The sequence below is a fragment of the Sphingomonas kyeonggiensis genome (genome assembly GCF_014204495.1).
GTDB classification, from domain to species: Bacteria; Pseudomonadota; Alphaproteobacteria; order Sphingomonadales; family Sphingomonadaceae; genus Sphingomonas; species Sphingomonas kyeonggiensis_A.
The window spans coordinates 104,713-128,552 of the sequence record NZ_JACHLN010000001.1; the positions used below are offsets into that span (position 1 = coordinate 104,713).

The 23,840-nt window shown below is 66.8% G+C and carries 17 protein-coding genes, 2 tRNA genes and 1 pseudogene; 16 read left to right on the forward strand and 4 right to left on the reverse strand.

Features of this window, described 5'->3' with window-relative positions; all coding sequences use genetic code 11:
• Positions 1-19: 19 nt before the first annotated feature.
• Positions 20-2,737: a TonB-dependent receptor gene (locus HNP52_RS00475; protein WP_184160954.1), complete on the reverse strand. Its 2,718-nt coding sequence runs from the start codon at positions 2,735-2,737 to the stop codon at positions 20-22.
• A 140-nt stretch (positions 2,738-2,877) separates the two neighbouring features.
• Between HNP52_RS00475 and HNP52_RS23350 the strand changes: the two are divergent.
• From HNP52_RS23350 to HNP52_RS00545, 14 genes and pseudogenes are all read left to right on the forward strand, one after another.
• Positions 2,878-4,940 (forward strand): annotated as a pseudogene (locus HNP52_RS23350) (conjugal transfer protein TraG).
• A gap of 2 nt (positions 4,941-4,942) precedes the next feature.
• Positions 4,943-5,344, forward strand: a complete 402-nt coding sequence (locus HNP52_RS00485) for a CopG family transcriptional regulator (RefSeq protein WP_184160957.1) — start codon at positions 4,943-4,945, stop codon at positions 5,342-5,344.
• A 53-nt stretch (positions 5,345-5,397) separates the two neighbouring features.
• Positions 5,398-6,345 carry a P-type conjugative transfer ATPase TrbB gene (gene trbB / locus HNP52_RS00490; protein WP_184160959.1) on the forward strand — a complete coding sequence of 316 codons (948 nt, stop codon included), beginning with the start codon at positions 5,398-5,400 and terminating at the stop codon, positions 6,343-6,345.
• Between the two features lie 24 nt (positions 6,346-6,369).
• Positions 6,370-6,705, forward strand: a complete 336-nt coding sequence (locus tag HNP52_RS00495) for a TrbC/VirB2 family protein (protein WP_184164834.1) — start codon at positions 6,370-6,372, stop codon at positions 6,703-6,705.
• Positions 6,702-6,974 carry a VirB3 family type IV secretion system protein gene (locus HNP52_RS00500; protein ID WP_184160962.1) on the forward strand — a complete coding sequence of 91 codons (273 nt, stop codon included), beginning with the start codon at positions 6,702-6,704 and terminating at the stop codon, positions 6,972-6,974. Before HNP52_RS00495 ends, HNP52_RS00500 begins: the two co-directional genes overlap by 4 nt.
• A complete protein-coding gene (gene trbE / locus HNP52_RS00505; RefSeq protein WP_184160965.1) occupies positions 6,968-9,433 on the forward strand; it encodes a conjugal transfer protein TrbE in 2,466 nt (821 codons plus the stop codon). Before HNP52_RS00500 ends, trbE begins: the two co-directional genes overlap by 7 nt.
• The gene (trbJ, locus tag HNP52_RS00510; RefSeq protein WP_184160968.1) at positions 9,433-10,179 is read left to right on the forward strand and encodes a P-type conjugative transfer protein TrbJ; all 747 of its coding nucleotides are present in this window, start codon (positions 9,433-9,435) and stop codon (positions 10,177-10,179) included. Before trbE ends, trbJ begins: the two co-directional genes overlap by 1 nt.
• 142 nt (positions 10,180-10,321) lie before the next feature.
• Positions 10,322-11,632, forward strand: coding sequence for a P-type conjugative transfer protein TrbL (gene trbL / locus HNP52_RS00515; protein WP_184160971.1), 1,311 nt, complete (start codon positions 10,322-10,324; stop codon positions 11,630-11,632).
• Between the two features lie 3 nt (positions 11,633-11,635).
• A complete protein-coding gene (trbF, locus tag HNP52_RS00520) occupies positions 11,636-12,457 on the forward strand; it encodes a conjugal transfer protein TrbF (protein ID WP_184160974.1) in 822 nt (273 codons plus the stop codon).
• Complete coding sequence (trbG, locus tag HNP52_RS00525) at positions 12,454-13,293, forward strand: P-type conjugative transfer protein TrbG (RefSeq protein ID WP_184160977.1); 840 nt, start codon at positions 12,454-12,456, stop codon at positions 13,291-13,293. The genes trbF and trbG overlap by 4 nt, the downstream gene beginning before the upstream one ends.
• Positions 13,290-14,471: a TrbI/VirB10 family protein gene (locus HNP52_RS00530; RefSeq protein WP_184160980.1), complete on the forward strand. Its 1,182-nt coding sequence runs from the start codon at positions 13,290-13,292 to the stop codon at positions 14,469-14,471. Before trbG ends, HNP52_RS00530 begins: the two co-directional genes overlap by 4 nt.
• Position 14,472: 1 nt before the next feature.
• Complete coding sequence (locus HNP52_RS00535) at positions 14,473-14,703, forward strand: DUF2274 domain-containing protein (RefSeq protein WP_184160983.1); 231 nt, start codon at positions 14,473-14,475, stop codon at positions 14,701-14,703.
• On the forward strand, positions 14,700-14,903 hold the full coding sequence (locus HNP52_RS00540; protein WP_184160987.1) for a helix-turn-helix domain-containing protein: 204 nt from the start codon (positions 14,700-14,702) through the stop codon (positions 14,901-14,903). Before HNP52_RS00535 ends, HNP52_RS00540 begins: the two co-directional genes overlap by 4 nt.
• A 6-nt stretch (positions 14,904-14,909) precedes the next feature.
• Positions 14,910-15,434 carry a hypothetical protein gene (locus HNP52_RS00545; protein WP_221416065.1) on the forward strand — a complete coding sequence of 175 codons (525 nt, stop codon included), beginning with the start codon at positions 14,910-14,912 and terminating at the stop codon, positions 15,432-15,434.
• Between the two features lie 24 nt (positions 15,435-15,458).
• Here the strand turns inward: HNP52_RS00545 and HNP52_RS00550 are convergent, their stop codons facing one another.
• From HNP52_RS00550 to HNP52_RS00560, 3 genes are all read right to left on the reverse strand, one after another.
• Positions 15,459-16,685: a phage integrase central domain-containing protein gene (locus HNP52_RS00550; protein ID WP_184160990.1), complete on the reverse strand. Its 1,227-nt coding sequence runs from the start codon at positions 16,683-16,685 to the stop codon at positions 15,459-15,461.
• 177 nt (positions 16,686-16,862) lie between these two features.
• Positions 16,863-16,949 (reverse strand) — tRNA-Leu (locus HNP52_RS00555).
• A gap of 467 nt (positions 16,950-17,416) precedes the next feature.
• Positions 17,417-17,492: transfer RNA gene (locus HNP52_RS00560), tRNA-Thr, on the reverse strand.
• Positions 17,493-17,687: 195 nt separating this feature from the next.
• Between HNP52_RS00560 and HNP52_RS00565 the strand changes: the two genes are divergently transcribed.
• Positions 17,688-18,965 (forward strand): hypothetical protein, encoded by a 1,278-nt coding sequence (locus HNP52_RS00565; RefSeq protein ID WP_184160993.1) that lies wholly within the window; start codon positions 17,688-17,690, stop codon positions 18,963-18,965.
• A 157-nt stretch (positions 18,966-19,122) separates the two neighbouring features.
• Positions 19,123-23,721 carry an NAD-glutamate dehydrogenase domain-containing protein gene (locus tag HNP52_RS00570; protein ID WP_184160996.1) on the forward strand — a complete coding sequence of 1,533 codons (4,599 nt, stop codon included), beginning with the start codon at positions 19,123-19,125 and terminating at the stop codon, positions 23,719-23,721.
• The last annotated feature ends 119 nt before the right edge of the window (positions 23,722-23,840 follow it).

Sequence of the window (23,840 nt, forward strand, 5' to 3'; positions counted from 1 at the left end):
AAGATCACGCCAGTTGGGATCACCATGTCTTTCGCAACTCCAATGAGAAGGTGCGACCGATTGGGCTGGCGTTGGTCGGATCATAACTGACCGGGTAAAGGGAGGCGAATGGCGTCACGAATGGCGCGCGCTGATTCAGGATATTGGACACGGCGAAGGAAACCTGGAAACCCTTGCCGAAGCGGTCTGAAGTGACCTCGGACAGGTCTATGCCCGCTCGAAGATCGACGGTCGTCCAGGAGCCAATCTTCGGCTCCGTTGTCAGCTGCGAGTTTGTATAGCTGTCGACGTAGTTGACGGCGCCGCTCAGATTCCACCACGCACCGTGCCAACTCGCCTGAGTTCGAAGGCGAAAATCTACCGGATTTCCAAACGTATCAACCAGATCAGTGGACGTTCCAACGACATAGGAAGTGTCAATCCCCAAGATGAAGCTGGCGTCGACGTCGAGGCTAAACGGCCCGTTGGAATAGCTCGCGGCGAAATCGATTCCTGACTGTTTGACCAGCTGCGCGTTCTGGATCCGGCCGTCCACAATGTATCTTACACCGGTCGCTCCAGTTGCGCCTGGCGTCAGATCGAAGACGTTCACACCATTTGCACGCGCAGCGTTTAAGTAAGCCACGGCGGCCGCGTCGTTCGACAGGTCGGAAACGAGTGCGCCAAAAGCTGCTCGCTGCGTTAGCACACCGACCCCGACGGATGGGATCACAATCCGATCACGGTATCGAACATTATAGTAGGAGGCCGAAAATTTCGCACCGCTGATCCATTCAGGCGAATAGTCGACACCGAGCGAGATCGTCCGCGCCCGTTCAGGCCGAAGCTGATCGTTTCCGCCGGTGAGAAGATAGAACGGCACCAAACCGGTACCAGAAGGTGCGGTGGCGCGATCAATGAGGAGGTTTGCACTTACATCGCTGTTGAACAGTTCCGACGGAGAAGGTGCGCGGAAGGCCTCGCTGTATGCGCCTCGGATGTTCAGGCCATCAACCGGCGCCCAACGGACGCCGATGCGTGGACTCGTGACAGAACCGAAGTCCGAGTAGTCATCAATTCGCGCAGCCGCTGAGATGTCGAACGCTCGAATAAATGAAATTCCGTCGTCTTCGTTGACGAGTGGGACGTAAACCTCTGCAAAACTAGAATAAACCTTTCGGTCTGTTCCTCGGTCAATATTCGGACTCGTCAGGCCAATTGCCCGAGCCAGCTGATGAAAATGTTCGCCTCGATAAGAACCGCCGATCGCGATCGACACGTCCTTCGTTCCCCAGCTGAACAGATTTCCACGCAGCGTCAGATCGGCTGTATCCTGGTTGAGTCGCGTAAACTGATCGCCGTTCCGGGGGGCGGCATTGAGGTTTGTCTGGACGGTGTAATTCGACAGGTGCTGCTGGCTGTGCTGGGCATAAGGTTCAAGCGTCCACGAGCCGCCAAGCTTGATTGTCAGTCCTCCTCCATAGGTTAGGAGTTCGGATGTAGGGCTATTTTCGGTTTTTCTTCCAGCCAAAGTGGTGAGCGTTCGAAACAGATCTTTGTGCGAATAGAAGACATTGCCGCGAAACCGAACACCGGCAAGAAGGTCTTGCCTTATCGTAACCGATCCTCCGTAGCTCTCGGTTTTCGGCAGCAAATCTGTGGGGAGGCGGACGCCGGAAGCCTCCCTCCTGTCTTCTGCATAGAGAGGGGACTGCCACTGGTATTGGCCCGATACGGTGACATTGCCCGTTGCCCAGTTTGCCCCTACGAGTTGCGACCCGAGGAACTCACTCCGCCCGCCGCCTTCAGCGAAACCGGTTCTCAGCCTAGTTTCGGCCCCGGAGTAGTCGGATTTCAGGACGAAGTTCACGACGCCAGCAACAGCGTCAGCTCCATATATCGCCGATGAGCCATCTGCGAGGACGTCGATGCGCTCGATCAAGGCTAGCGGGAGTTGGGAGATATCGACGGCCTGCCCAAACCCGGAGGCGGCAAGCCGGTGGCCATTTACCAAGGTCAATGTTGACAGATTTCCGAGACCACGAAGATTTATCGCGGAACCGTATGTAAAGTTCGTCGCGACAGACGCACCTGTCCCGAAAATCCCATCCTCGCTGAACCCTTCTTGGCCCCCGCCAAAATTTTGCGGAATTGAATCGACCACTTCCTCCGCAGTGGCATACCCCGTGTCATCTAGGTACCTCGTTCCAAGTGAGCGAACGGCCTGGGTTTGATTGACGACCCCGCGGATATTGGTGCCGGTGACGATGATCTCCTGCGACGCGCTATCGCCCTCCTCCGCTGATGTTGTCACCGACTTGGCGGTGTCGCCGTTTCCCGCTTTCACGATCGCAACCAGATTGCCGTCGACCCGCGTGGTGAAGCCGCTGCCGGCGAGCAACTCGGTCAGAGCTGCCTCCGCGGACAGCGGTCCTCGGGCACCTGGGGAACGGGCGGAGCGGACCTCGTCGGCGCGATAGACGACTTGGCGTCCTGACTGGCGCACGTAGGCGTCGAGCGCTGATTTCAGCGATCCGGCCGGGATATTATACTCGCGCGTCTGCGCTGCTGCGGGCGTGGCAAGCGCCACGATACAAGTGCTGGTTGCCAGTGCCGCTGCGAGTGTCCGGATCATGTTGCCCCCATTCCCGGGCAGATTATCCGCCCCAATGGCCCACAGCGACAATCGAAGCGCGGCTTTGGGTAACGCTGCGATCGTGGCGACTTCGTTTTTCGTCGACGGCTGGCCAAGCCGCATCCACCCATCGGAGTGGACAATTCGGCAGACCCCAAGAAGGCGCCTCCGGTCCCCAGCGGGTCACTGCCGCCGATCGCAGGCTTTTGAGACCTTGGGACCGAGCCCGCAGACACTGACGTCGGCACGCGGGCGGAGCCCGCATGACACCGACCAAGCTTCTCATCGGCCAGATCCTCGTGGTGCTCGCGATCATCGTCGCAAGCATCTGGACGGCGACGCAGTGGGCCGCGGCGAAACTCGCCTACCAGCCGGAACTCGGGTCGCCCTGGTTCGTCGCCTTCGGCCAGCCAGTCTACCACCCCTGGTCGATCTTCCCATGGTGGTTCTCGTTCGATGCCTATGCCCCGATCATTTTCGACGAGGCCGGCGCGATCGCCGCGACCGGCGGCTTCATCGGCTGCGCTGCCGCGATCTTCGGGTCGCTCTGGCGCGCCCGGCAGTCGCACAATGTAACCACCTACGGCTCCGCGCGCTGGGCGACCAATCGCGACATCGCCGCCGCCAGGCTGTTTGATGATCGCGGCGTCGCCCTGGGCCGGCTCGGCACGCGCGACCTCCGCCACGACGGCCCCGACCATGTCATGGCGTTCGCGCCGACCCGCTCGGGCAAGGGCGTCGGCCTGGTCTTGCCGACGCTGCTCAGCTGGACCGGCTCGACGGTCGTCCACGACATCAAGGGCGAAAACTGGCAGCTGACCGCCGGCTGGCGCGCGCGCTTCTCGCACTGCCTGTTGTTCAACCCGACCGACACCCGCTCGGCCCGCTACAATCCGCTGCTCGAAGTGCGGCGCGGGGTGAACGAAGTCCGCGACGTTCAGAACATCGCCGACATTCTGGTCGATCCGGAAGGAGCGCTGGAGCGTCGAAACCACTGGGAAAAAACCAGCCACTCGCTGCTGGTCGGCGCAATCCTTCATGTTCTCTACGCCGAGGAAGAGAAGACGCTCGCCCGTGTCGCGACCTTCCTGTCCGACCCGCAGCGCTCGTTCGCCGCGACCCTGCGCCGGATGATGGCGACCAACCATCTCGGTACCGAGGACGCGCCGCAGGTTCACCCGGTCGTCGCGTCGGCCGCCCGCGAGCTGCTCAACAAGAGCGAGAATGAGCGTTCGGGCGTGCTGTCGACCGCGATGTCGTTCCTCGGCCTCTACCGCGATCCGACCGTGGCGGCGGTCACCGCGGCGTCCGACTGGCGCATTGCCGATTTGGTCGAGGCGGCCCACCCCGTATCGCTTTACCTCGTCGTGCCGCCGTCCGACATCAGCCGCACCAAGCCGCTGATCCGCCTCATCCTCAACCAGATCGGCCGACGCCTGACCGAGGAGCTTCCCAGCATCGCCGGTCCGCGTCCGGTGGCAGCGTGAGGCGTCCGATGTCCGCGCCGCGCCACCGCCTGCTGATGATGCTGGACGAGTTTCCGGCGCTGGGGCGGCTGGACTTCTTCGAGACGAGCCTCGCCTTCCTCGCCGGCTATGGGGTGCGCGCCTTCCTGATCGCGCAGAGCCTCAACCAGATCGAGAAGGCTTATGGCGAGCATAACGCCATCCTCGACAACTGCCATGTCCGCATCGCCTTCGCGACCAACGACGAACGGACGGCGAAGCGGATTTCGGACGCACTTGGCACCGCCACCGAGCAGCGGGCGATGCGCAACTATGCTGGCCACCGGCTCGCGCCCTGGCTCGCACATGTCATGGTCAGCCGGCAGGAGACCGCGCGGGCGCTGCTGACCCCTGGCGAAGTGATGCAGCTCGCGCCGACTGACGAGCTGGTGCTGATCTCGGGGCATCCACCGATCCGCGCGAAGAAGCTGCGCTACTACGAGGATCACCGATACACCGAGCGCGTGCTCCCCGCGCCGACGCTGAATGGTGCCGGCTATCGCGATCTTCCTGCCGCCCGCCCCGACGACTGGGCCGGACAGGTCCGCAGCGCCGATATGCGCCTAGCCAACAGCAACGACACCGATGAGGGCGCCGATGCCGGCGGCCTCGAGCAGGCCCGCCATCCCGCGCATGAGATCGAGCCCGCCGTTGTGGTGGAGCCCGAGATCGCAGACCCACTCGGCCTCGGCGAGGACGATGGCGATCAGGCCGCCTCCGCCCAAGCAATGGACCGGGTGCAGGCGCTCGGCACCGCGCGCACCGTCTATGGCCTCGATGCCGCCTCCGGGCGGCCCGACGATCTGCAGCTGGGGTTCTGACCATGGAGAAGGTCCGCCACCAGCTCTTCCTGCCCAAGCCGCTCTCCGACCGGCTGGAAACGCTCGCCGCCAGGCCCGGCGCCAGCAAGTCGGCGATCCTCGTCGATGCGGTCACGGCCTGGCTCAATCGCCGCGGCGCCTCGGAGCTCGAGGATCGGTTCGCGATCCGGCTCGACCGGCTGACCCAGGCGATCGGCCGGGTCGACCGCGACGCCTATGTCATCCTCGAGACGCTGGCGCTGTTCATCCGCTTCGAACTCGCGATCCAGACGCCGCTCGCCGAAAACGACCAGGCCGGCCGCGCGCTCGGCGCCAAGCGGTTCGAAGCCTTCGTCACGCAGGTCGGCCGGCAGGTCTCGACCGGGCGGCGGACGCTCGCCGCCATGCCGGGGGAAAGCGAATGAGCGCTGGCCTAGCTCCCGCAGGGCAAACAACGTCCGCCGAACGCCGTCGGCGCATGCTGATCACGGCGCTCGGGTCCGACATCGCCTCGGCCATGCGCGACCCGCTGGTCATCGAGATCATGGTCAATCCCGACGGCGCGCTGCGGCTCGACCGGCTCGGGGAAGGCCGCACCGATACCGAGGTTCGGATCGAGCCGGAGCAGGTCGAGCGGATCATCCGGCTGGTGGCGAGCCATGCCCGCGCCGAGGTCCATGCCGAGCATCCGATCATTTCGGCCGAGCTGCCGCCGCATATCGAAGGCCGAGCGGGAGAGCGCTTCGAAGGCGTGCTCCCGCCGGTGTCGTCGGCGCCCTGCTTCTCGATCCGCAAGCCGGCGCAAAAGCTGCACACGCTCGATGACTATGTCACCGACGGGCTGATGACGGAGGTCCAGGCCGACGCGCTGCGCGCCGCGGTCACCCAGCGCTACAATATCCTCGTCGCCGGCGGCACCAGCTCGGGCAAGACGACGCTCGCCAATGCGCTGCTCGCCGAAATGGCATGGGTCGATTCCCGCGTCATCCTGATCGAGGACACGCGCGAGCTGCAATGCCCGCTGCCCGACACGGTCGCGCTCCGCACCCGACCGCCGCATGTCTCGATGACCGAGCTTGTCCGTTCGACGATGCGCCTGCGCCCCGATCGCATCGTCGTCGGGGAGGTTCGCGGCCCCGAGGCGCTCGACATGCTCAAGGCCTGGAACACCGGCCATCCCGGCGGAATCGCGACCGTCCACGCCAACAGCGCGATAGCCGCGCTCTATCGGATCGAGCAACTCGTCCAGGAGGCGGTGGTCACGGTGCCGCGCCAGCTGATCGCCGAAGCCATCGACATCGTCGTGTTCATCTCCGGGCGCGGCATCGACCGCCGCGTCTCGACGATAGCGCGCGTCGCCAGCCTCGACCCCGACACCGGCGCCTACGCGCTCGCCGATCTCACCCCCAAGCCCAAGGAGACCTGACCAATGCGCACCATCGCGCCTTCAATGAACACGGCCCGCGCATCCGAGCTTTGGCGGCTTGCCGCCGTCGGCTTGGTTCTGGGCCTGATCCTTGCCTTCGCGACCTCCGCCCATGCCGCCGGCTCGGGCATGCCTTGGGAGGAGCCGCTGCAGCAGGTTCTCGAATCCGTGCAGGGGCCGGTCGCCAAGATCGTTGCGGTGATCATCATCATCGTGACCGGCCTGACCCTCGCCTTCGGCGAGACCGCGGGCGGCTTCCGGCGCCTGATCCAGATTGTATTCGGCCTGTCGATCGCCTTCGCCGCGTCGAGCTTCTTCCTGTCCTTCTTCAGCTTCGGCGGCGGAGCGCTGATCGCATGATCGCGAGCGGCGGCCATATCGAAGGCTTCGAGGTGCCGATCCACGGCTCGCTCGGGTCGCCCCTCCTGCTCGGCGGCGCGCCGCGGGGGCTCGCGATCGTCAACGGCACGCTCGCCGCAGCGGTCGGCCTCGGGCTCCAGCAATGGCTGGCCGGGGTGTTGCTCTGGGCGGTCGGCCACAGCGTCGCGGTGATGGCAGCGCGGCGCGACCCGAGCTTCGCGCCGGTCCTGCTCCGCCACATCCGCCAGAAGGGATATTTCGCATGCTGAGCTTGCGGGAATACCGCCCCACCGCCGAACGGCTGGCGGATCATCTGCCTTGGGCGGCCTTGGTCGCTCCCGGTGTCGTCCTCAATAAGGATGGCAGCTTCCTGCGGGTGCTGGCGTTCCGCGGTCCCGACCTCGAGTCCGCGACCGAGGCCGAGCTGGTCGCGGCCTGTGCCCGGGCGAACAATGCGCTCAAGCGCTTCGGCAGCGGCTGGGCGCTGTTCTTCGACGCCGAGCGGCGCGAGGCGCACAGCTATCCCGACAGCGACTTTCCCGATGCAGCGAGCTGGCTGGTTGACGGCGAACGCCGCGCGGCGTTCGAGGCCGAAGGCACGCATTTCGAGAGCCGCTATCACCTGACCCTGACCTGGCTGCCGCCGGCGGACGCGACCGATCGCGCCGGGCGCTCGCTGGTGGAACGGCCCAATGGCGACAGGGAGCGGGACTGGCGCGGCGCGCTGGAAAGCTTTGTCGCGGAGACCGACCGCGTGCTCGACCTGCTCGCAGGGTTCATGGCCGATGTCCGCCCGCTCGACGACGGCGAGATACTGACCTTCCTCCACGGCACGATCTCGGATCGTCGCCATGCGGTGGCCGCGCCCGAGACGCCGATGTACCTCGACGGCATCCTCGCCGACACGCCGCTCGTCGGCGGCCTGGAACCCCGGCTCGGCGAGCTGCATGTCCGCACGCTGACCATCCTCGGCTTTCCGAGCCTCAGCCGCCCGGGCATCCTGGATGCGCTCAACCACCAGGATTTCGGCTATCGCTGGGTCACGCGCTTCATCGCGCTCGACAAGACCCTTGCGACCAAGACGCTTACATCGCTGCGCCGCCAGTGGTTCAACAAGCGCAAGTCGGTCACCGCGCTGCTGCGCGAGGTGCTCTACAACCAGCCGGCGCAGCTGCTCGACAGCGATGCCGACAACAAGGTGGTCGATGCCGACCAAGCGCTCCAGGTGCTCGGTGGCGACCATGTCGCCTTCGGCTATCTGACCACGACGATCACGGTCACCGACCGGAGCCGGGCCGCGGTCGAGGACAAGGTCCGCGCGGTCGAGCGGATCGTCAACGGCCTCGGTTTCACCTGCGTCCGCGAGAGTGTGAACGCGGTGGAGGCGTGGCTCTCGTCGCTGCCCGGCCATGTCTATGCCAATGTCCGGCAGCCGCTCGTTCACACGCTCAATCTCGCCCACCTGATGCCGCTTTCGTCGGTGTGGGCGGGGCCGGTCCGGAACGCGCATCTCGACGGGCCGCCGCTGCTCGTCGCGAAGACCGCCGGCTCGACGCCGTTCCGGCTCTCCACCCATGTCGGCGACGTCGGCCACATGATAGTGGTCGGCCCGACCGGCGCGGGCAAGTCGGTGCTGCTGAGCCTGATCGCGCTCCAGTTCCGCCGTTACCGGCAAGCCCAGGTCTATATCTTCGACAAGGGCAATTCCGCGCGTGGCGCCGTGCTGGCGATGGGCGGCGCGCACCACGCCCTCGGCTCGGCGGAAGCGGACGGCGAGACGCTGGCCTTCCAGCCGCTCGCCGGCATCGACGATGCCGCCGAGCGGAGCTGGGCGGCGGAATGGATCGCGGCGCTGCTGGCGCATGAGAATGTGCCGGTCACGCCGGAAGTGAAGGACGCGGTCTGGACCGCTCTCGGCAGTCTCGCTTCCGCGCCCCGCGAGGAGCGGACCATGACCGGGCTCGCGCTACTGCTCCAGTCGAACGCGCTGCGCGTCGCGCTCCAGCCCTATACACTCGAAGGGCCGCACGGCCGGCTGCTCGATGCGGCCGAACAGCATCTGGCGCTGGCCGACGTCCAGTGCTTCGAGACCGAGGCGCTGATGGGCCAGGCCGGGGCGGTCGCGCCGGTGCTGACCTATCTCTTCCATCGGCTCGAGGAGCGGTTCACGGGCAAGCCGACCCTGCTCATCCTCGACGAAGCCTGGATCTTCCTCGACCATCCGCTGTTCGCCGCGCGCATCCGCGAGTGGCTGAAGGTCCTGCGCAAGAAGAACGTCGCGGTGCTGTTCGCGACGCAGAGCCTCGCCGACATCGCCGGGTCCGCGATCGCGCCCGCGATCATCGAAAGCTGTCCGCAGCGCATTCTGCTGCCCAACGATCGCGCGATCGAGCCGCAGGGCCATGACATCTATGCGCGCTTCGGTCTCAACGACCGCCAGATCGAGCTGATCGCGAGGGCCACGCCCAAGCGGCACTATTACCTCCAGTCCGCGCGCGGCAACCGGCTGTTCGAGCTTGGCCTCGGACCCGTCGCGCTGGCGCTGTGCGGATCGTCCGACCCGGCGGCGCAGGCGCGGATTGACGCCGTCCTCGCCGGACACGGCGCCGGCCAGTTCGCCGAAGCCTTCCTGCGCGACGCCGGCCTCGACTGGGCGGCCGACCTCGCCGCCGATTTCACCGCACCCGACCGTCCCCTTTCCCAAGCCCCCCACGAAGGAGAACAATGATGCGTATTCCCACTCGAAAGCACCTTATCGCCGCAGCTCTCGGCCTCGGTGCGTGCGGCTCGCTCGCCATGGGCGTAATGATGTCCGCAACGCCCGCGCAGGCTCAGCTGACCGTGTTCGATCCGAGCAACTATGCGCAGAACATCCTGACCGCCGCGCGGACCCTCCAGCAGGTCAACCAGCAGATCCAGCAGCTGCAGAACGAGGCGCAGATGCTGGTCGACATGGGCAAGAACTTGCGCACCATCGACTTCCCGCAGCTCGACGCGCTCAAGCAGAAGCTCGCCGAGATCGACCGGTTGATGGGCCGTGCACAGGCGATCGACTTCCGCGTCGACCAGCTCGACGACAAGTTCCAGGCGCTGTTCCCGCAGGACTTCTCGTCTGCGCTGCGGACTGATGCCCGGGTGCGGGATGCGCGCGCGCGCCTCGATGCCAGCATGGGCGCGTTCCGCCAGACGATGACGGTGCAGGCGCAAGTCGTCGAGAATATCCGGTCCGACACCGAGGCGCTCGCCGACATCGTCGCGCGGAGCCAGGGCGCCGAAGGCTCGCTCCAGGCCCAGCAGGCGACCAACCAGCTTCTCGCGCTCACCGCCAAGCAGCAGTTTCAGCTCCAGCACATGATGGCCGCGCAGTTCCGCAGCGAGGCGGTCGAACAGGCGCGCCGGGCGACGCAGGCCGCCGAGGCGCGTGCAGCGACCAAGAAGTTCCTCGGTTCCGGATCGGCCTACACGCCCCGATAGCCCCCCGGGGGCCGACAGGCCCGGTCCGGCAACCAGCGATCGGTGGCGCCCCTCTCGCCATCGGTCGCCGTCGCGGGGCGCGGCTCAGCTCCCCCAGCCGCGTCCCGCGACATCCCTCAACGCCAGCAGGAAGGCAGTCCCTTTGAGCGACCTCAACGTCATCGACCGCTTCCTGCAGGCGTTCATCACCTACATCGACAGCGGCTTCGGGTTGCTCGGTCCGGACGTCGGCTTCCTGACCGCGACGCTGATCGGGATCGACATCACGCTGGCCGGCCTATTCTGGGCGATGGGCGGCGAGGACAACGTCATCGGCCGGTTCCTCAAGAAGATCCTCTATGTCGGCGCGTTCGCCTTCATCCTGAACAGCTTCTCGACGCTGGCCGACATCATCTTCCGCTCGTTCGCGCAAGCCGGGCTGACCGCGGGCGGCGGCGTGCTCACGGCCGACGACCTGCTCAAGCCCGGAAGACTGGCCGGCACCGGCTTCTCGGCCGCCTGGCCACTGCTCGACCAGGCGAGCGAGATGGTCGGGTTCACGACCTTCTTCGACAATTTCCTGACGATCATGGTGCTGCTGTTTGCCTGGGCGTTGGTGATCGTCGCCTTCTTCATTCTGGCCGTGCAGATGTTCGTCTGCATCCTCGAGTTTAAGCTGACCAGCCTGGCCGGCTTCATCCTCGTGCCGTTCGCTCTCTGGAACCGGACCAGCTTCCTCGCCGAGCGCGTGCTCGGCAATGTGGTCAGCTCGGGCATCAAGGTGATGGTGCTCGCGGTGATCGTCGGCATCGGCTCTAACTTCTTCACCGAGTTCACCGACGCGTTGCAGGGACAGGAGCCCGACATCGGCCAGGCCATGAGCCTCGTGCTCGCCAGCCTGTCGCTGTTCGGCCTCGGCATTTTCGGCCCGTCGATCGCCTCGGGTCTCGTCGCCGGAGCGCCGCAGCTTGGCGCTGGTGCCGCCCTGGGCACGACGATCGGCGCGGCCGGCGTCACCATGCTGGCCGGAGGCGCCGCCGTCGGCGGTGCCCGCGCGCTCGGCGGTGCCGCGCTCGGTGCGGTCCGTTCGGGCACCGCCATGGGTTCGGCGGCATCGACCGCATACCAGCTCGGACGCGAGACGGCCGCGACGCCGTCGGTCGGTGCCGGCCTTGCGGGCGTTGCGCGCGCCGCCGGCAATGCCGCGAAGACCCGCGCGAGCGGCGCGCTGGGGCTTGGCGAAGCCGCGGCCGGCGGCCGGCAGGCGGCATGGGACGCACTGAATCAGAACTCTCCGTCGCCGTCGCGGAGTGGACCGGGCGGCGGCGGGGAGACCGGGACTCCGGCCTGGGCCCGCGCGATGCGCGACCAGCAGACCAGCCGGCATCGCCGGCAGCTCGCGATCCACACGCTGCAGCAGGGCGACCGCGGCGGCGCGTCCGCCACCCCCGACATCAAGGAAAGGAACGACTGAGCCATGTTCTTCAAGCGAAGTGCGCAGCGCTACGGGCGCACGCCGCCTCCCGAGACGCCCTATCAGCGCGCCGGCCAGCTCTGGGACGAGCGGATCGGCGCGGCGCGGGTGCAGGCGCGCAACTGGCGGTTGATGGCGTTCGGCTGCCTCGTGCTGACCGCGGGCACCTCGGCGGGGCTGGCCTGGCAGTCGCTGCAAAGCCGGGTCACGCCCTATGTCGTCGAGGTCGACCGGCTCGGCGAGGCGCGGGCGGTGCAGGCCGCCGACGTCGAATACCGGCCGACCGATCCGCAAGTCGCATGGCACCTGTCGCATTTCATCACCAATGTCCGGTCGGTGTCGCTCGACCCCGTGCTGATGCGGCGCGACTGGCTCGAGGCCTACGACTTCGCGACCAAACGCGGCGCGCAGTTCCTCGGCGACTATGCGCGCTCGGCATCGCCGTTCGCCAATGTCGGCGAGCGGACGGTGTCGGTGCAGGTGACCAGCGTCGTGCGGGCCTCGGACAAGTCGTTCCAGGTGAAGTGGACCGAGACGGCTTTCGAGCGCGGTTCGCAGTCAGGCGTCAACCGCTGGACCGCGATCCTCACCACGGTCACGCGCCCGCCGGCCTCGGCCGATGTCCTGCGCAAGAACCCGCTCGGTATCTATGTCGATGCGATCGACTGGAGCCGCGAGCTGGACGGCGAGGCGCCCGTGCGGCCTGCGCCGACCGCGTTACCCGCAGACGTACCTTCGACTGTCGCACGCTCGATCCCCGCCGGGTCGCCGCTCGATCCCGCGCCCGACCACCCGGCCATCAACACCCAGGAGACCCAACGATGAAACTTGCCATCCTGCCGGCGCTGGCCGGTCTTCTTTTCGCCGCGCCGGCGCTCGCCCAGACCGTTCCGGCGGCGAAATCGGTCCGGCACGTCGCAAGTGCGAACCGTGCCGCAACGGTGCTTCCGGCACCAACCGGCTTCGTCAGTGGCGCGCAGGTCTATCCCTATAGCGAAGACACGATCTTCCAGGCCTATGCCGCGCCGGGGCTCGTCACTGATATCGTGCTCCAGCCCGGGGAGAACCTCGTCGCCGTCGCGAGCGGCGATACCGCCCGCTGGGTCATCGGCGATACCACCAGCGGCTCGGGCGAGACCCGGCAAACCCATTTGCTCGTGAAGCCCTTCTCGGGGGGGCTCACCACGAACCTCGTCATCACCACCGACCGCCGCACCTACCACGTCCGGCTGGTCAGCACCTCGGTTACCGCACTGTCGTCGATGCGCTGGACCTATCCGCAGGACGAGCTGCTGGCGCTACGCCGCAAGGCGGAGGCGGCGCAGGCTGCGGCCCCGATCGCTACCGGGCTGGCAATCGAGCAGCTGCATTTCAACTATGCGATCAGCGGCGACCGGCCGGCATGGCGGCCATTACGCGTGTTCGATGATGGCTCGAAGACCTATGTCGAATTTCCCGCGTCGCTGGCCAACGGCGAGGCTCCGCCGCTGTTCGCTGTCGGGCCTGACGGCAAGGCGGAGCTCGTCAACTATCGGCAGCGTGACCGCTTCTACGTCGTCGACCGCATTTTCGACACCGCGGAACTTCGCCTAGGGGTTAAGAGGCAGCAGGTGGTTCGCATCGATCGCGTCGGTCCCAGCCGCAAGCGGAGGGGCGCATGACCGACGCTGTCGCAAGCGACTTGCCAGCCCCCGCGCCGGCGAAGGTCGATCCCGAGACGCTCAGCATCCGGTCCCGGCCGGCGCGCGCGATCCGCTTCCGGCGCGGTGCGATCGTCGGCGCGGCGGCGCTGGGCTCAGCCAGCCTGATGGGCATCGCCTGGATGGCGCTGAAGCCGCAGGTGTTTCGGCAAGTGGCGCAAGAGAGCGAGTTGTCGCAGCCCATGGCGAAACCGGCCTCGGACGCGTTGTCCGGACTCCCGAGCAGTTATGGTGACGCCCCCAGGCTCGGGTCGCCGCTGCCTGGTGACCTCGGCCGTCCGATCCTACGCGCGCAGGAAAAGGCTGAAGGCGTGGTCACGCCGTCCCGGGTCGATTCCGCTGAGGCCGCCAGGCAGCAACGTCTCGCCGAGCTCAAGGCAGCGCGGGAGTCCGGCCTGATGGCACAGGTCGCGACCGGCAGGGGCGCGGCACCTTCGGCGCCGGACCCGGCGGAAGTCGCTGGTGCAGCGGCAGCTGCTCCGGCCGCTACCGGCACGCGCAAGGAACAGTTCGCATCGGCACGCGACACCGGCGGCGATCTCAACTCCGGCGAACTGGTCGCGCCGGTGTCGCCGAACAGTCTCCTCGCCGGTAGCGTGATCGCGGCGAGCCTCGTCACGGGGCTCAATTCCGACCTGCCCGGAATGATTACCGCTCAAGTGTCGCAGAACGTGTTCGACACGGTCACGGGCGACATCCTGCTGGTGCCGCAGGGTGCCCGATTGATCGGTAAGTATGACAGCGTGGTCGCTTTCGGCCAGCGCAGGGCGCTGGTGATCTGGCAGCGACTGATTCTGCCGGACGGCAGCTCCATCCGCCTCGATAACATGCCGGCGACCGACGCCGCGGGCTATGCGGGGCTCGCGGACAAGGTCGACTTCCACACCTGGACGCTGCTCAAGGGTGTGGCGATCGCGACGATGCTCGGGGTCGGATCTGAATTGTCGATCTCGGGGGAGAGCGACCTCGTGCAGGCGATCCGGGAGTCCGCCCAGTCCAACACGGCGAGGACCGGCGACCAGATCACGCAGCGCAACCTCGATATCCAGCCAACGATCACCATCCGGCCGGGCACACCCGTTCGCGTGCTGGTGACCCGCGATCTCGTCCTCGCGCCGTGGCGCGGAAAGGCAAGCTGAGATGGTCGATCTCAAGCTCGGCAAACTGCCTGACCGGACACCGGTCAAGCTCTCGATCACCATTACGCCCGATCTTCAGGCTGCGCTTCAAGCCTATGCCACGGTCTATGCAGCGACCTACGGTGTGGAGGAGCCGGTTGCCGAGTTGATCCCGGCGATGCTGTCTGCCTTCCTCGAGAGCGATCGTAATTTCGCGCGGTCCCGCGAAGCAATGCTGCGGGGGCAGAAGTGATCGAGCGCGCCTGGGAGCGGAAGATCGAGCCGCTGACGGTTCGCGTCGCGACGGCCGTGCGCATCACCGGCCTAAGTCGATCGCGCATCTACGAGCTTATCCAGACAGGCGACCTCGAGACCGTGAAGGTCGGGCGCGCGACGCTGATCCAGTTTCAAAGCCTCAAATCACTTGTCAGCGCGCCGCCGCCGCTTGAGTAGGCAAGCATGGTGGCAGTTGCATGTCTTGGCTGGGGCTCGCTGATCTGGAATCCCGATGGGTTGCCAGCCGGAGACTGGCATCCGGACGGTCCCGAGCTGCCGCTGGAATTTGCTCGGCTATCAGGCGGTGGCAGGGTCACGCTGGTCATCATGGCTGATGGTCCTCGCGTTCCTGTTCTCTGGAGCATGCTCGACGTCCCGAGCTTGGCGGCCGGAGCCGCCGCACTGCGGAAGCGTGAGAACACCAAGGCAGACTGGATTGGATGCTGGCCAGGCGACAGCGCTGGTCAGTTTGCGGCCGAGATCGGCGAGTGGGCAATTGGAAAGGGTCTCGACGGCGTCATCTGGACCGGGCTTCCGCCCAGGTGGGCTGACGAGAATGGCCGTATCCCCACCGAGGCCGAAGTGGTTGAGTACCTCAAAGCGCTGCCGGCCGAGGCCGCTGTTGAGCCGTTCAGATATATTCGGAATGCGCCGGCCCAGATAAAGACGCCCTACAGGGAAGCGTTGATGAAGCTGGCGGGAGCCTAGCGGCCCCCACCTTCATGCGCTCGGTTATCCCGTGCGGCGCTTCCCGAAATCGGGACGCAGCACTTTCCCGCCATCGCGCAGTTGATCGAGGTGGTCGGACCAGTGCTGCATCATGATCACGCGCTCGTCCCAATACTCGCCACGCGCATAGGCCCGCCGCACTTGATTGGTATCCATGTGAGCGAGCTGGCGCTCGATCGCATCGGGATTCCATTGGCCCGTTTCGTTCAGCAGCGTGGCCGCCATAGCCCTGAACCCATGGGCGGTCATTTCGTTCGTGGTATAGCCGAGCCGCCTGAGACCCTGGTTCACGGCGTTCTCCGACATCGCCTTCCGTGGTTTTCCCATGCATGGAAACATATGCTGCCGATGCCCGGTGATCTCCCGCAACTCCTCGATCATCCCCAGCACCTGGCGCGATAGCGGCACCCGATGCGGACGGCGCATCTTCATCCGTGTCGCGGGGATCGACCAGATAGCCCTCTCCACATCGATGTCGCTCCATTCGGCCTGCCGGAGTTCGCCGGGGCGCAGAAGGACATGCGGTGAAAGCCGCATCGCCATCCGCGTGACCGCTTGCCCGGTGTAGCCGTCGATCGCTCGGAGAAGCGCGCCAACCTCTGCGGGGGCCGTGATGGCGGCGAAGTGCTTGACCTTCGGCGTCGCGATGGCGCCCCGAAGGTCCGCGGCAACATCCTTGTCGCATCGGATCGTCGCCACCCCATATCGGAACACCCGGCTCAGGACACTGCGCATGCGCCGCGCGCTCTCGTACCGTCCTGTAGCCTCCACCTTGCGAAGCACAGCCAATGCCTCGTGCGGAGTGATTTGCGAGATCGGCAGGCTACCGATGACGGGGTAGGCCTTGGCGAGCAGCCATCTGATCTTGTCCAGGGTGACGGAAGCCAGCCCCTCACGCTCGCACTTGAGAAGCCACTCCTCGGCCACTTCCTTGAACGTATTGGCCGCGGCGAATTTCGCCGCGATGCGTGCCCGCTTCTTTTCCACCGCCGGATCGGTGCCGGCGGCAATGCGCGCTCGAGCCTCGTCACGACGGGTTCGCGCTTCGGCGATACCGATCTGGGGCCAAGGCCCTATGTGCAGCTCCTTCTGCTTGTCGAGGAAGCGATAGCGCATTCGCCATAGTTTCGAGCCGTTTGGGCGAACGAGGAGATGCAATCCCTTGTCGTCATGGAGCTTGAACGGCTTTTCGGCGGGCTTCGCCGCCGCAATCTGGATGTGAGTCAGCATTTTGGTTTCCCAGCTTGGCCGGGAAATCCAGGACCACCGATAACACCAACAAATTGGTGGTGCTGCTGGTGGTTACGGCTGGATTTCGCCGGACGGTTAGCCGGCGAGTTTCGGTCGAAAAATGCTGTAAAACCAGCCGCTTGCTGGACGCCTCTGGACGTATCCAGAGGGAACAAATGGTGCCCAGAAGAGGACTCGAACCTCCACGCCCTTGCGAGCGCCAGCACCTGAAGCTGGTGCGTCTACCAATTCCGCCATCTGGGCACGGGGTAGGCGAGCGCCTCTACGGGGGACATAATCCCCTGTCAACAGCCGCGAAAACATTTTGCGGATCATTTTATCGCACTGCGCAAAATGCCGGGCCTGCCCGCCCGCGCCGCTCCCCTTCCCCGCGCAAAATGCCGGTGCAGCGCCCTTCCGGCGCCGTAGCGAACATGCCCGAAGAAGCGCCCAGGCAGCATCCGAGCGCCGCCCGCGCCCCGCACGGGGAAGCCTGGATGATTTGGGCGGGGAACCACCGCGCGCCGCCGTTTCCCGGCCAGATCGAATCCCGCTCCCCGATCAACGCGAGCGCAGCCTGGCCGCGAGGGCCACCCACAACGCCCGGCTCCGGGCGCCAACAATTGATGTTGTCCGAGGCGCGACCGGCATCGAATGCCGGCGAAGCGGAACCCATGGTCGACAGCCCGGCCCGAAGCCCGATCGCCCTTGTTTCACTGCTGTAAAATGGGTGGTGCCGCCTACAGGACTCGAACCTGTGACCCCCGCATTACGAATGCGATGCTCTACCAGCTGAGCTAAGGCGGCCAACCAAGCAGGAGCGCTTCCGCCCCCGAAGGAGCGGCGCGCTTACCAGCATGTTTCGGGGCTGACAAGCACCCGCAATGGCCCCGCCATCAAAACCCGTCGAAAAGCGCCGCCTTTACGCGACGTTTACCACAGGCGGGGCACAAGCCTTGCTACAAGTACAAAGGGGCCATTGCCCCGAGTGGAGCATTTCGCATGGACATGGCGCGCGGCATCAACCACCCGCTCGGCTCGAACCCCGGGCACGAGGCGGACGACGCCGTAAACGATCGCGAGCTGACGATCGGCACCGACGAGCGCCGCATGCATGTGCGCGCCTATAATCACTGGGTCTCGCTCCTCCATGGCCGCGCCTATCCGTCGATCGAGGATCTCGATCCGGACAACATCATGGATTTCGGCGCGCACAGCGTGCTGCTCGATTTCTCCAAGGGCGTCGACGATCCCGCGATTCGCTTCCTCGGCCGCGCGCTGCGCGAGGAGACCGGCCTCGACGCGACGATCACCCATGTCGCCCAGGTGCCCAGCCGCTCGCTGCTCTCGCGCCTGACCGATCATTATCTCCAGATCATCGCGAATCGCGCGCCGATCGGCTTCGAGGCCGAATTCGTCGGCACGCGCGGGCACAACACGCTCTATCGCGGCATCCTGATGCCCTTCTCGTCGAACGACGACACGATCGACTTCATCTATGGCGTGATCAACTGGAAGGAGCTGGTCGACGCCGAGACCCAGGCCAAGCTCGAGGCCGAGGTCGACGAAGCGCGCCGCACCGCGCCGCGCAGCCTGGTCGCCGCCCCCGTCTGGGCCGATGGCCCAAGCGCCGGCTTCGATGCCCCCGCCGCCGCGGAAGCCCCCGCAGCCGAATCGCCGATCACCGTCGATGCCAGCCTGGCCGACAAGCTGCTGCTCGCCCGCGAATCGGCCGCCGCCGCCCGCGCGTCGGACACGCGCAGCCGCTCGGCACTCTATCGCGCGCTTGCCCGGGCCTATGATTTCGCCATCGCTGTCGATGACGATGCGGAAGGCTATGCCGAACTGCTCGCCGATGCCGGGCTCACCGTCCAGGCCCGCGCGCCGATGACGCCGGCGGTGAAGCTCGTCTTCGGCGCCGATTACGACAAGACCCGCGTCACCGAATTCGCCGCCGTGCTCAGCCATGCCAAGCGTGCCGGCGTGCCGCAGGGCGGGCTCGATGCGTTCCTGGACGGTGCCGAGGGCGGCATCAAGGGCGTGGTGAAGGCCGAACGCGAATTCCGCCGTCCGCCGGCCAAGCCCGATGCCTTTGCCGAGATCGCCGCCGAACTGCGCAGCCGCCCGCCGCTCGGCCATGTCGACATGACGGTCGCGATCCCGGCGGACCGCGAGTTCGTCGTGCTGCTTGCCCGCGCCGGCAAGCAGGGCCTCGACATCGTCGCCCAGGTCGAGGACAGCCCGCTGACCGAGCGCCTGGTGCGCAAGGCCGCGGCCTGAAATCCGCCGCTTCGGCGGCGCCTGGCCTCCAATACTCAGAGCTTTCCCCCGCACGAGAGTCACTTTCGTGCGCCGGCTCCACAATGTCCGCACGTTTGTAATTTTCTTACAGAACGAGTCTTGAGCCGGTCACTCCACAGGCGTAGGCGGTACTGCCATGAAAAGCATGATGACGTCGCTGACGCAGGCGTTCGAGGCGCGGTTGCTCGAGGGAGCGCTGCCGGGAGAGTTGGAAGATTTCGGCGAGGCCGAGCGCGCGGAGGCGGCGAACTTCGTCGCGGAAGCTGCCGCCGTCCGTCCGCCGGACACGGCGAAGGTCGTGCTGGAGACCTTCCAGGGCGAGGAGAGCCGCCGGATGCGGCTTGCCGTCATCAACGACGACATGCCCTTCCTCGTCGATTCGATCTCGGGCGCGATCGCGACCTATGACGTCGCCGTCCACCGCATCATCCACCCCGTGATTTCCGTCGAGCGCGATGGCGCCGGCAAGCTCCAGTCGATCGACGCCGGCAAGCGCGAATCGATGATCTATATCGAGATGGAGCGCGCCGATGCGCGCGCGCGCCGCAGCCTGGTCGTCGAGCTGGAGCGTACCCTCGCCCAGGTCCGCGACGCGGTGCATGACTGGCGCGCGCTGCAGAGCGCGATCGGCGCCGATGCCGCCACCGTCGGCGGGCGCGAGGGCGCCAAGCTGCTGCGCTGGTTCCAGGAAGGCGCGATGACCCTGCTCGCGCACGAGACCTGGACCGCGGGCGGCGACGTCGGCGACCAGCTCGGCCTCGCCCGGCACGAGCTCGACACCCCGATCCTCGCCGAGGCTTCGCGCAAGGCGGCGGTGGAGTATTTCCGGAAGGGCGGCGAAGTGCCGCTACTGCTCAAGTCCAACTCGATCTCGCCGGTGCATCGCCGCGTGCCGCTCGACATCGTCGCGGTACCGATCCTCACCGGCAGCGACGTGACCGGCCTGTCGATCCATGCCGGCCTGTGGACCAGCGCCTCGCTGTTCGCCAATCCCGAGGACGTGCCCGTGCTGCGCTCGCGGCTGGAAGGGCTGGAGCGCAAGTTCGGCTTCGATCCCAAGGGCCATACCGGCAAGGCGATGCAGCACGCGCTGACCGCGCTGCCGCATGACCTGACCACCGCGTTCGACGCCGATTCGCTCGAGCATCTGGTGCTCACCTCGATGTCGGTCGCCGACCGGCCGCGTTCGAAGCTCGCGCTGGTCAAGAGCCCGCTCGGCCGCCACCTGTTCGCGTTCGTCTGGCTGCCGCGCGACGAAGTCGGCACCACCCGGCGCGAGGCGATCGGCACGATGCTCGCCGATGCCGCCAGCGCCAAGATCATCAACTGGTCGATCGCGCTCGAGGACGGCGAGGTCGCGCTGCTGCGCTACACGCTCGACCTGCGCGCCGGCGGAGTGATGCCCGACGCCGAGGCGCTCGACAACCAGCTCGAGCGGATGATGCGCGGCTGGGCGCCCGCGGTCGAAGCGGCGCTGCTCGACGATGCCGGCCCCACCGGCGCCACCCGCCTGACCCTGCGCTACGCCTCGGCCTTCCCGCCCGCCTACCGCACCACCTCGACTCCCGAGGAAGCCGCGCGCGACATCCTCCACCTCGCCCGCCTCGAAGGGCCGGGCGACCGCTCGGTGCGGATCACGCCGGTGGACGGCAAGCCCGGCGAGTACCGGGTGAAGCTCTACGCCCAGGGCGCCGCGCTCGCGCTGTCCGACGCGGTCCCCGCCTTCGAGAATTTCGGCTTCCGCGTGATCGAGGAAGTGCCGACCGAGCTCGCCGGCGGCGCCTTCGTTCATGACTTCGCCGTCTCGGCCACGGGGCTGAAGGGCGATACCGCGGTGATCGAGGACGCGCTCGCCGCCGTCCTCGCCGGCAATGCCGAGAACGACCTGTTCAACCGGCTGATCGTCGAGAGCGGCATGAAGCCCGCCTCCGTCGTGCTGTTCCGCGCCTGGTTCCGCTATCTGCGCCAGACCGGCATGAACTACGGCATGGCCACGGTGGTCGACGCGCTGCGCCGCGCCCCCAACGTCGCGACTGCGCTGATCGAGCGCTTCGACGCCGCGCACAATCCGGCGCGCGCCGGCGACGATGCCGCGATCGAGGCGGCGGCCGCCGCGATCGAGACCGGCCTCGCCCAGGTCCAGGCGATCGACGACGATCGCATCCTGCGCACCATCCGCGGCGTCGTCCTCGCGACGCTCCGCACCAACGCCTATGCCCCCGCGGCAAGGGAAGCGCTGGCGTTCAAGCTCGATTCGGCCAAGGTGCCCGGCCTCCCCGCGCCGCTCCCCTGGCGCGAGATCTGGGTCTACAGCCCCCGCGTCGAGGGCATCCACCTGCGTGCCGGCCCGGTCGCGCGTGGCGGCCTGCGCTGGTCCGATCGCCGCGACGACTTCCGCACCGAGATCCTCGGCCTGATGAAGGCGCAGCGCGTGAAGAACGCGGTGATCGTGCCGACCGGCGCCAAGGGTGGCTTCTATCCCAAGCAGCTCCCCTCGCCGGCCACCGATCGTGACGCCTGGTTCGCCGAAGGCACCGAGAGCTACCGGATCTTCATCCGCACTTTGCTGTCGATCACCGACAACATCGTCTCGGGCGCGGTCGTCCACCCGGACAGCGTCCGCATCCTCGACGGCGAAGACCCCTATTTCGTGGTCGCCGCCGACAAGGGCACCGCGACCTTCTCCGACGTCGCCAATGCCATCGCGATCGAGCGCAACTTCTGGCTGGGCGACGCCTTCGCCTCGGGCGGCTCGGTCGGCTATGACCACAAGGCGATGGGCATCACCGCCAAGGGCGCCTGGGTCTCGGTCCGCCGCCACTTCCTCGAGATGGGCACCGACATCCAGTCCGAGCCGGTCACCGTCGCCGGCTGCGGCGACATGTCGGGCGACGTGTTCGGCAACGGCATGCTGCTGTCCAAGGCGATCAAGCTGGTCGCCGCCTTCGACCACCGCCACATCTTCCTCGATCCCAACCCGGATCCCGCCACGTCGTGGGAAGAGCGCAACCGGATGTTCGCCCTGCCGCGCTCGAGCTGGGCGGACTACAACCCGGCGCTGATCTCCAAGGGCGGCGGCGTCTTCCCGCGCACCGAGAAGTCGATTCCTCTCTCGCCCGAGGTCCAGGCGCTGCTCGGCCTCACCGTCAGCGAGATCGATCCCGTCTCGCTGATCTCCGCGATCCTCAAGGCCCAGGTCGGCCTGCTCTGGTTCGGCGGCATCGGCACCTACATCAAGGCCGCGTCGGAAAGTAACGGCGAGGTCGGCGACCCGGCGAACGATCGCCTGCGCGTCAATGCCGAGCAGTTGCGCTGCAAGGCGGTGGGCGAAGGCGCGAACCTGGGGGTCACCCAGGCCGCGCGCATCGCCTTCGCGTCGCTCGGCGGCCGCATCAACACCGACTTCATCGACAATTCGGCCGGCGTCGATTGCTCGGACAACGAGGTCAACATCAAGATCGCGCTCAACCGCGAGATGATCGAGGGCCGCCTCGAGTTCGAGGACCGCAACACGCTCCTCGCCTCGATGACCGACAATGTCGCGCACCTGGTGCTCGAGGATAACCGCCTGCAGACGCTCGCGCTCTCCTTCATGGAGAATGACGGCTATGTCGCGCTGCCCTCCTATGTCCGCGTCATCGAGATCCTCGAAGGCTCGGGCCGCCTCGATCGCGCGGTCGAGGGGCTGGGCAGCAACGAGGAGCTGCTCCGCCGCGCCCAGGACAAGAACGGCCTCACCCGGCCCGAGCTGGCGGTGCTGCTCGCCTCGACCAAGCTGGCGCTGCAGGACGCGATCGAACATGCCGATCTCGGCCAGGATCCGGCGCTGGAGGCCGATCTCCTCCACGCCTTCCCGCAGGCCATGCAGGATCGCTTCGCCAAGGCGATCGAGGAGCATCGCCTGCGCACCGAGATCATCGCGACCAAGCTCGCCAACCGCGTGATCAATCGCCTCGGCGTGCTCCACCCCTTCGAGCTTGCCGAAGAGGAAGGCGCGGCGATGGCCGATATCGCGGCGATGTTCGTCGTCGCCGAGCGGCTGTTCTGCCTCCCCGCTTTGTGGGAAGCGGTCGAGACCGCCCCGATCAGCGAAGGCGCGCGCCTTGCGCTGCTCGACGAGATGGCGGTGGCGGTGCGCGGTCAGGTCGCCGATCTGCTCCGCGTCTCGCCGCCGGGCGCCAGCCCCGCCGAAGTGATCGCCCGCCTCAAGCCCGGCATCGATTCGCTCGACAAGGCCGCCAAGGGCCTGCTGCTCGACGAAGTTAAGGCGCAGTCGAACCGCATCTCGTCGCGGCTCGAAGCCGCCGGTGCGCCGGCCGAGCTGGTGGCGAAGGTGGTCAAGCTGTTCGAGCTCGACGGCGCGGTCGGCCTTGCCGATCTCAGTGTCCGCATGGGCACCGACGTGACCGCGCTCACCCGCGCCTTCACGTCGCTCGGCCAGGCGCTCGGCCTCGACTGGGCCCAGTCGACCGCCGCGCGCATCACCACCGGCGATGTGTGGGAGCGCCTGCTGATCGCCGGGCTCGCCCGCGACTTCCAGCAGATCCGCCTCGACTTCCTCCATCGCGGCGAAAAGGGCGAGCCCCAGGCCGCGGTCGATGGCTGGCTCTCGGCCAATGCCCCGCGCGTCGAACAGTTCGCCGCGCTGGTCCGCCGCGCCCGCCAGTCTGCGGTGCCCAATGCCGCAATGCTCGCGCAGATCGCCGGCCAGGCCCGCGTGCTGCTGGGGCGGTAAAACTGTCCCCAGCTTCCCCTCCCTGCAAGGGGAGGGGAAGCCTTGCCACCGTGCCCCCCCAGTTCCCCGGCGAAAGCCGGGGCCCAGGTTTCTCTGCCGCATCGCTTGTTACCCTGGGC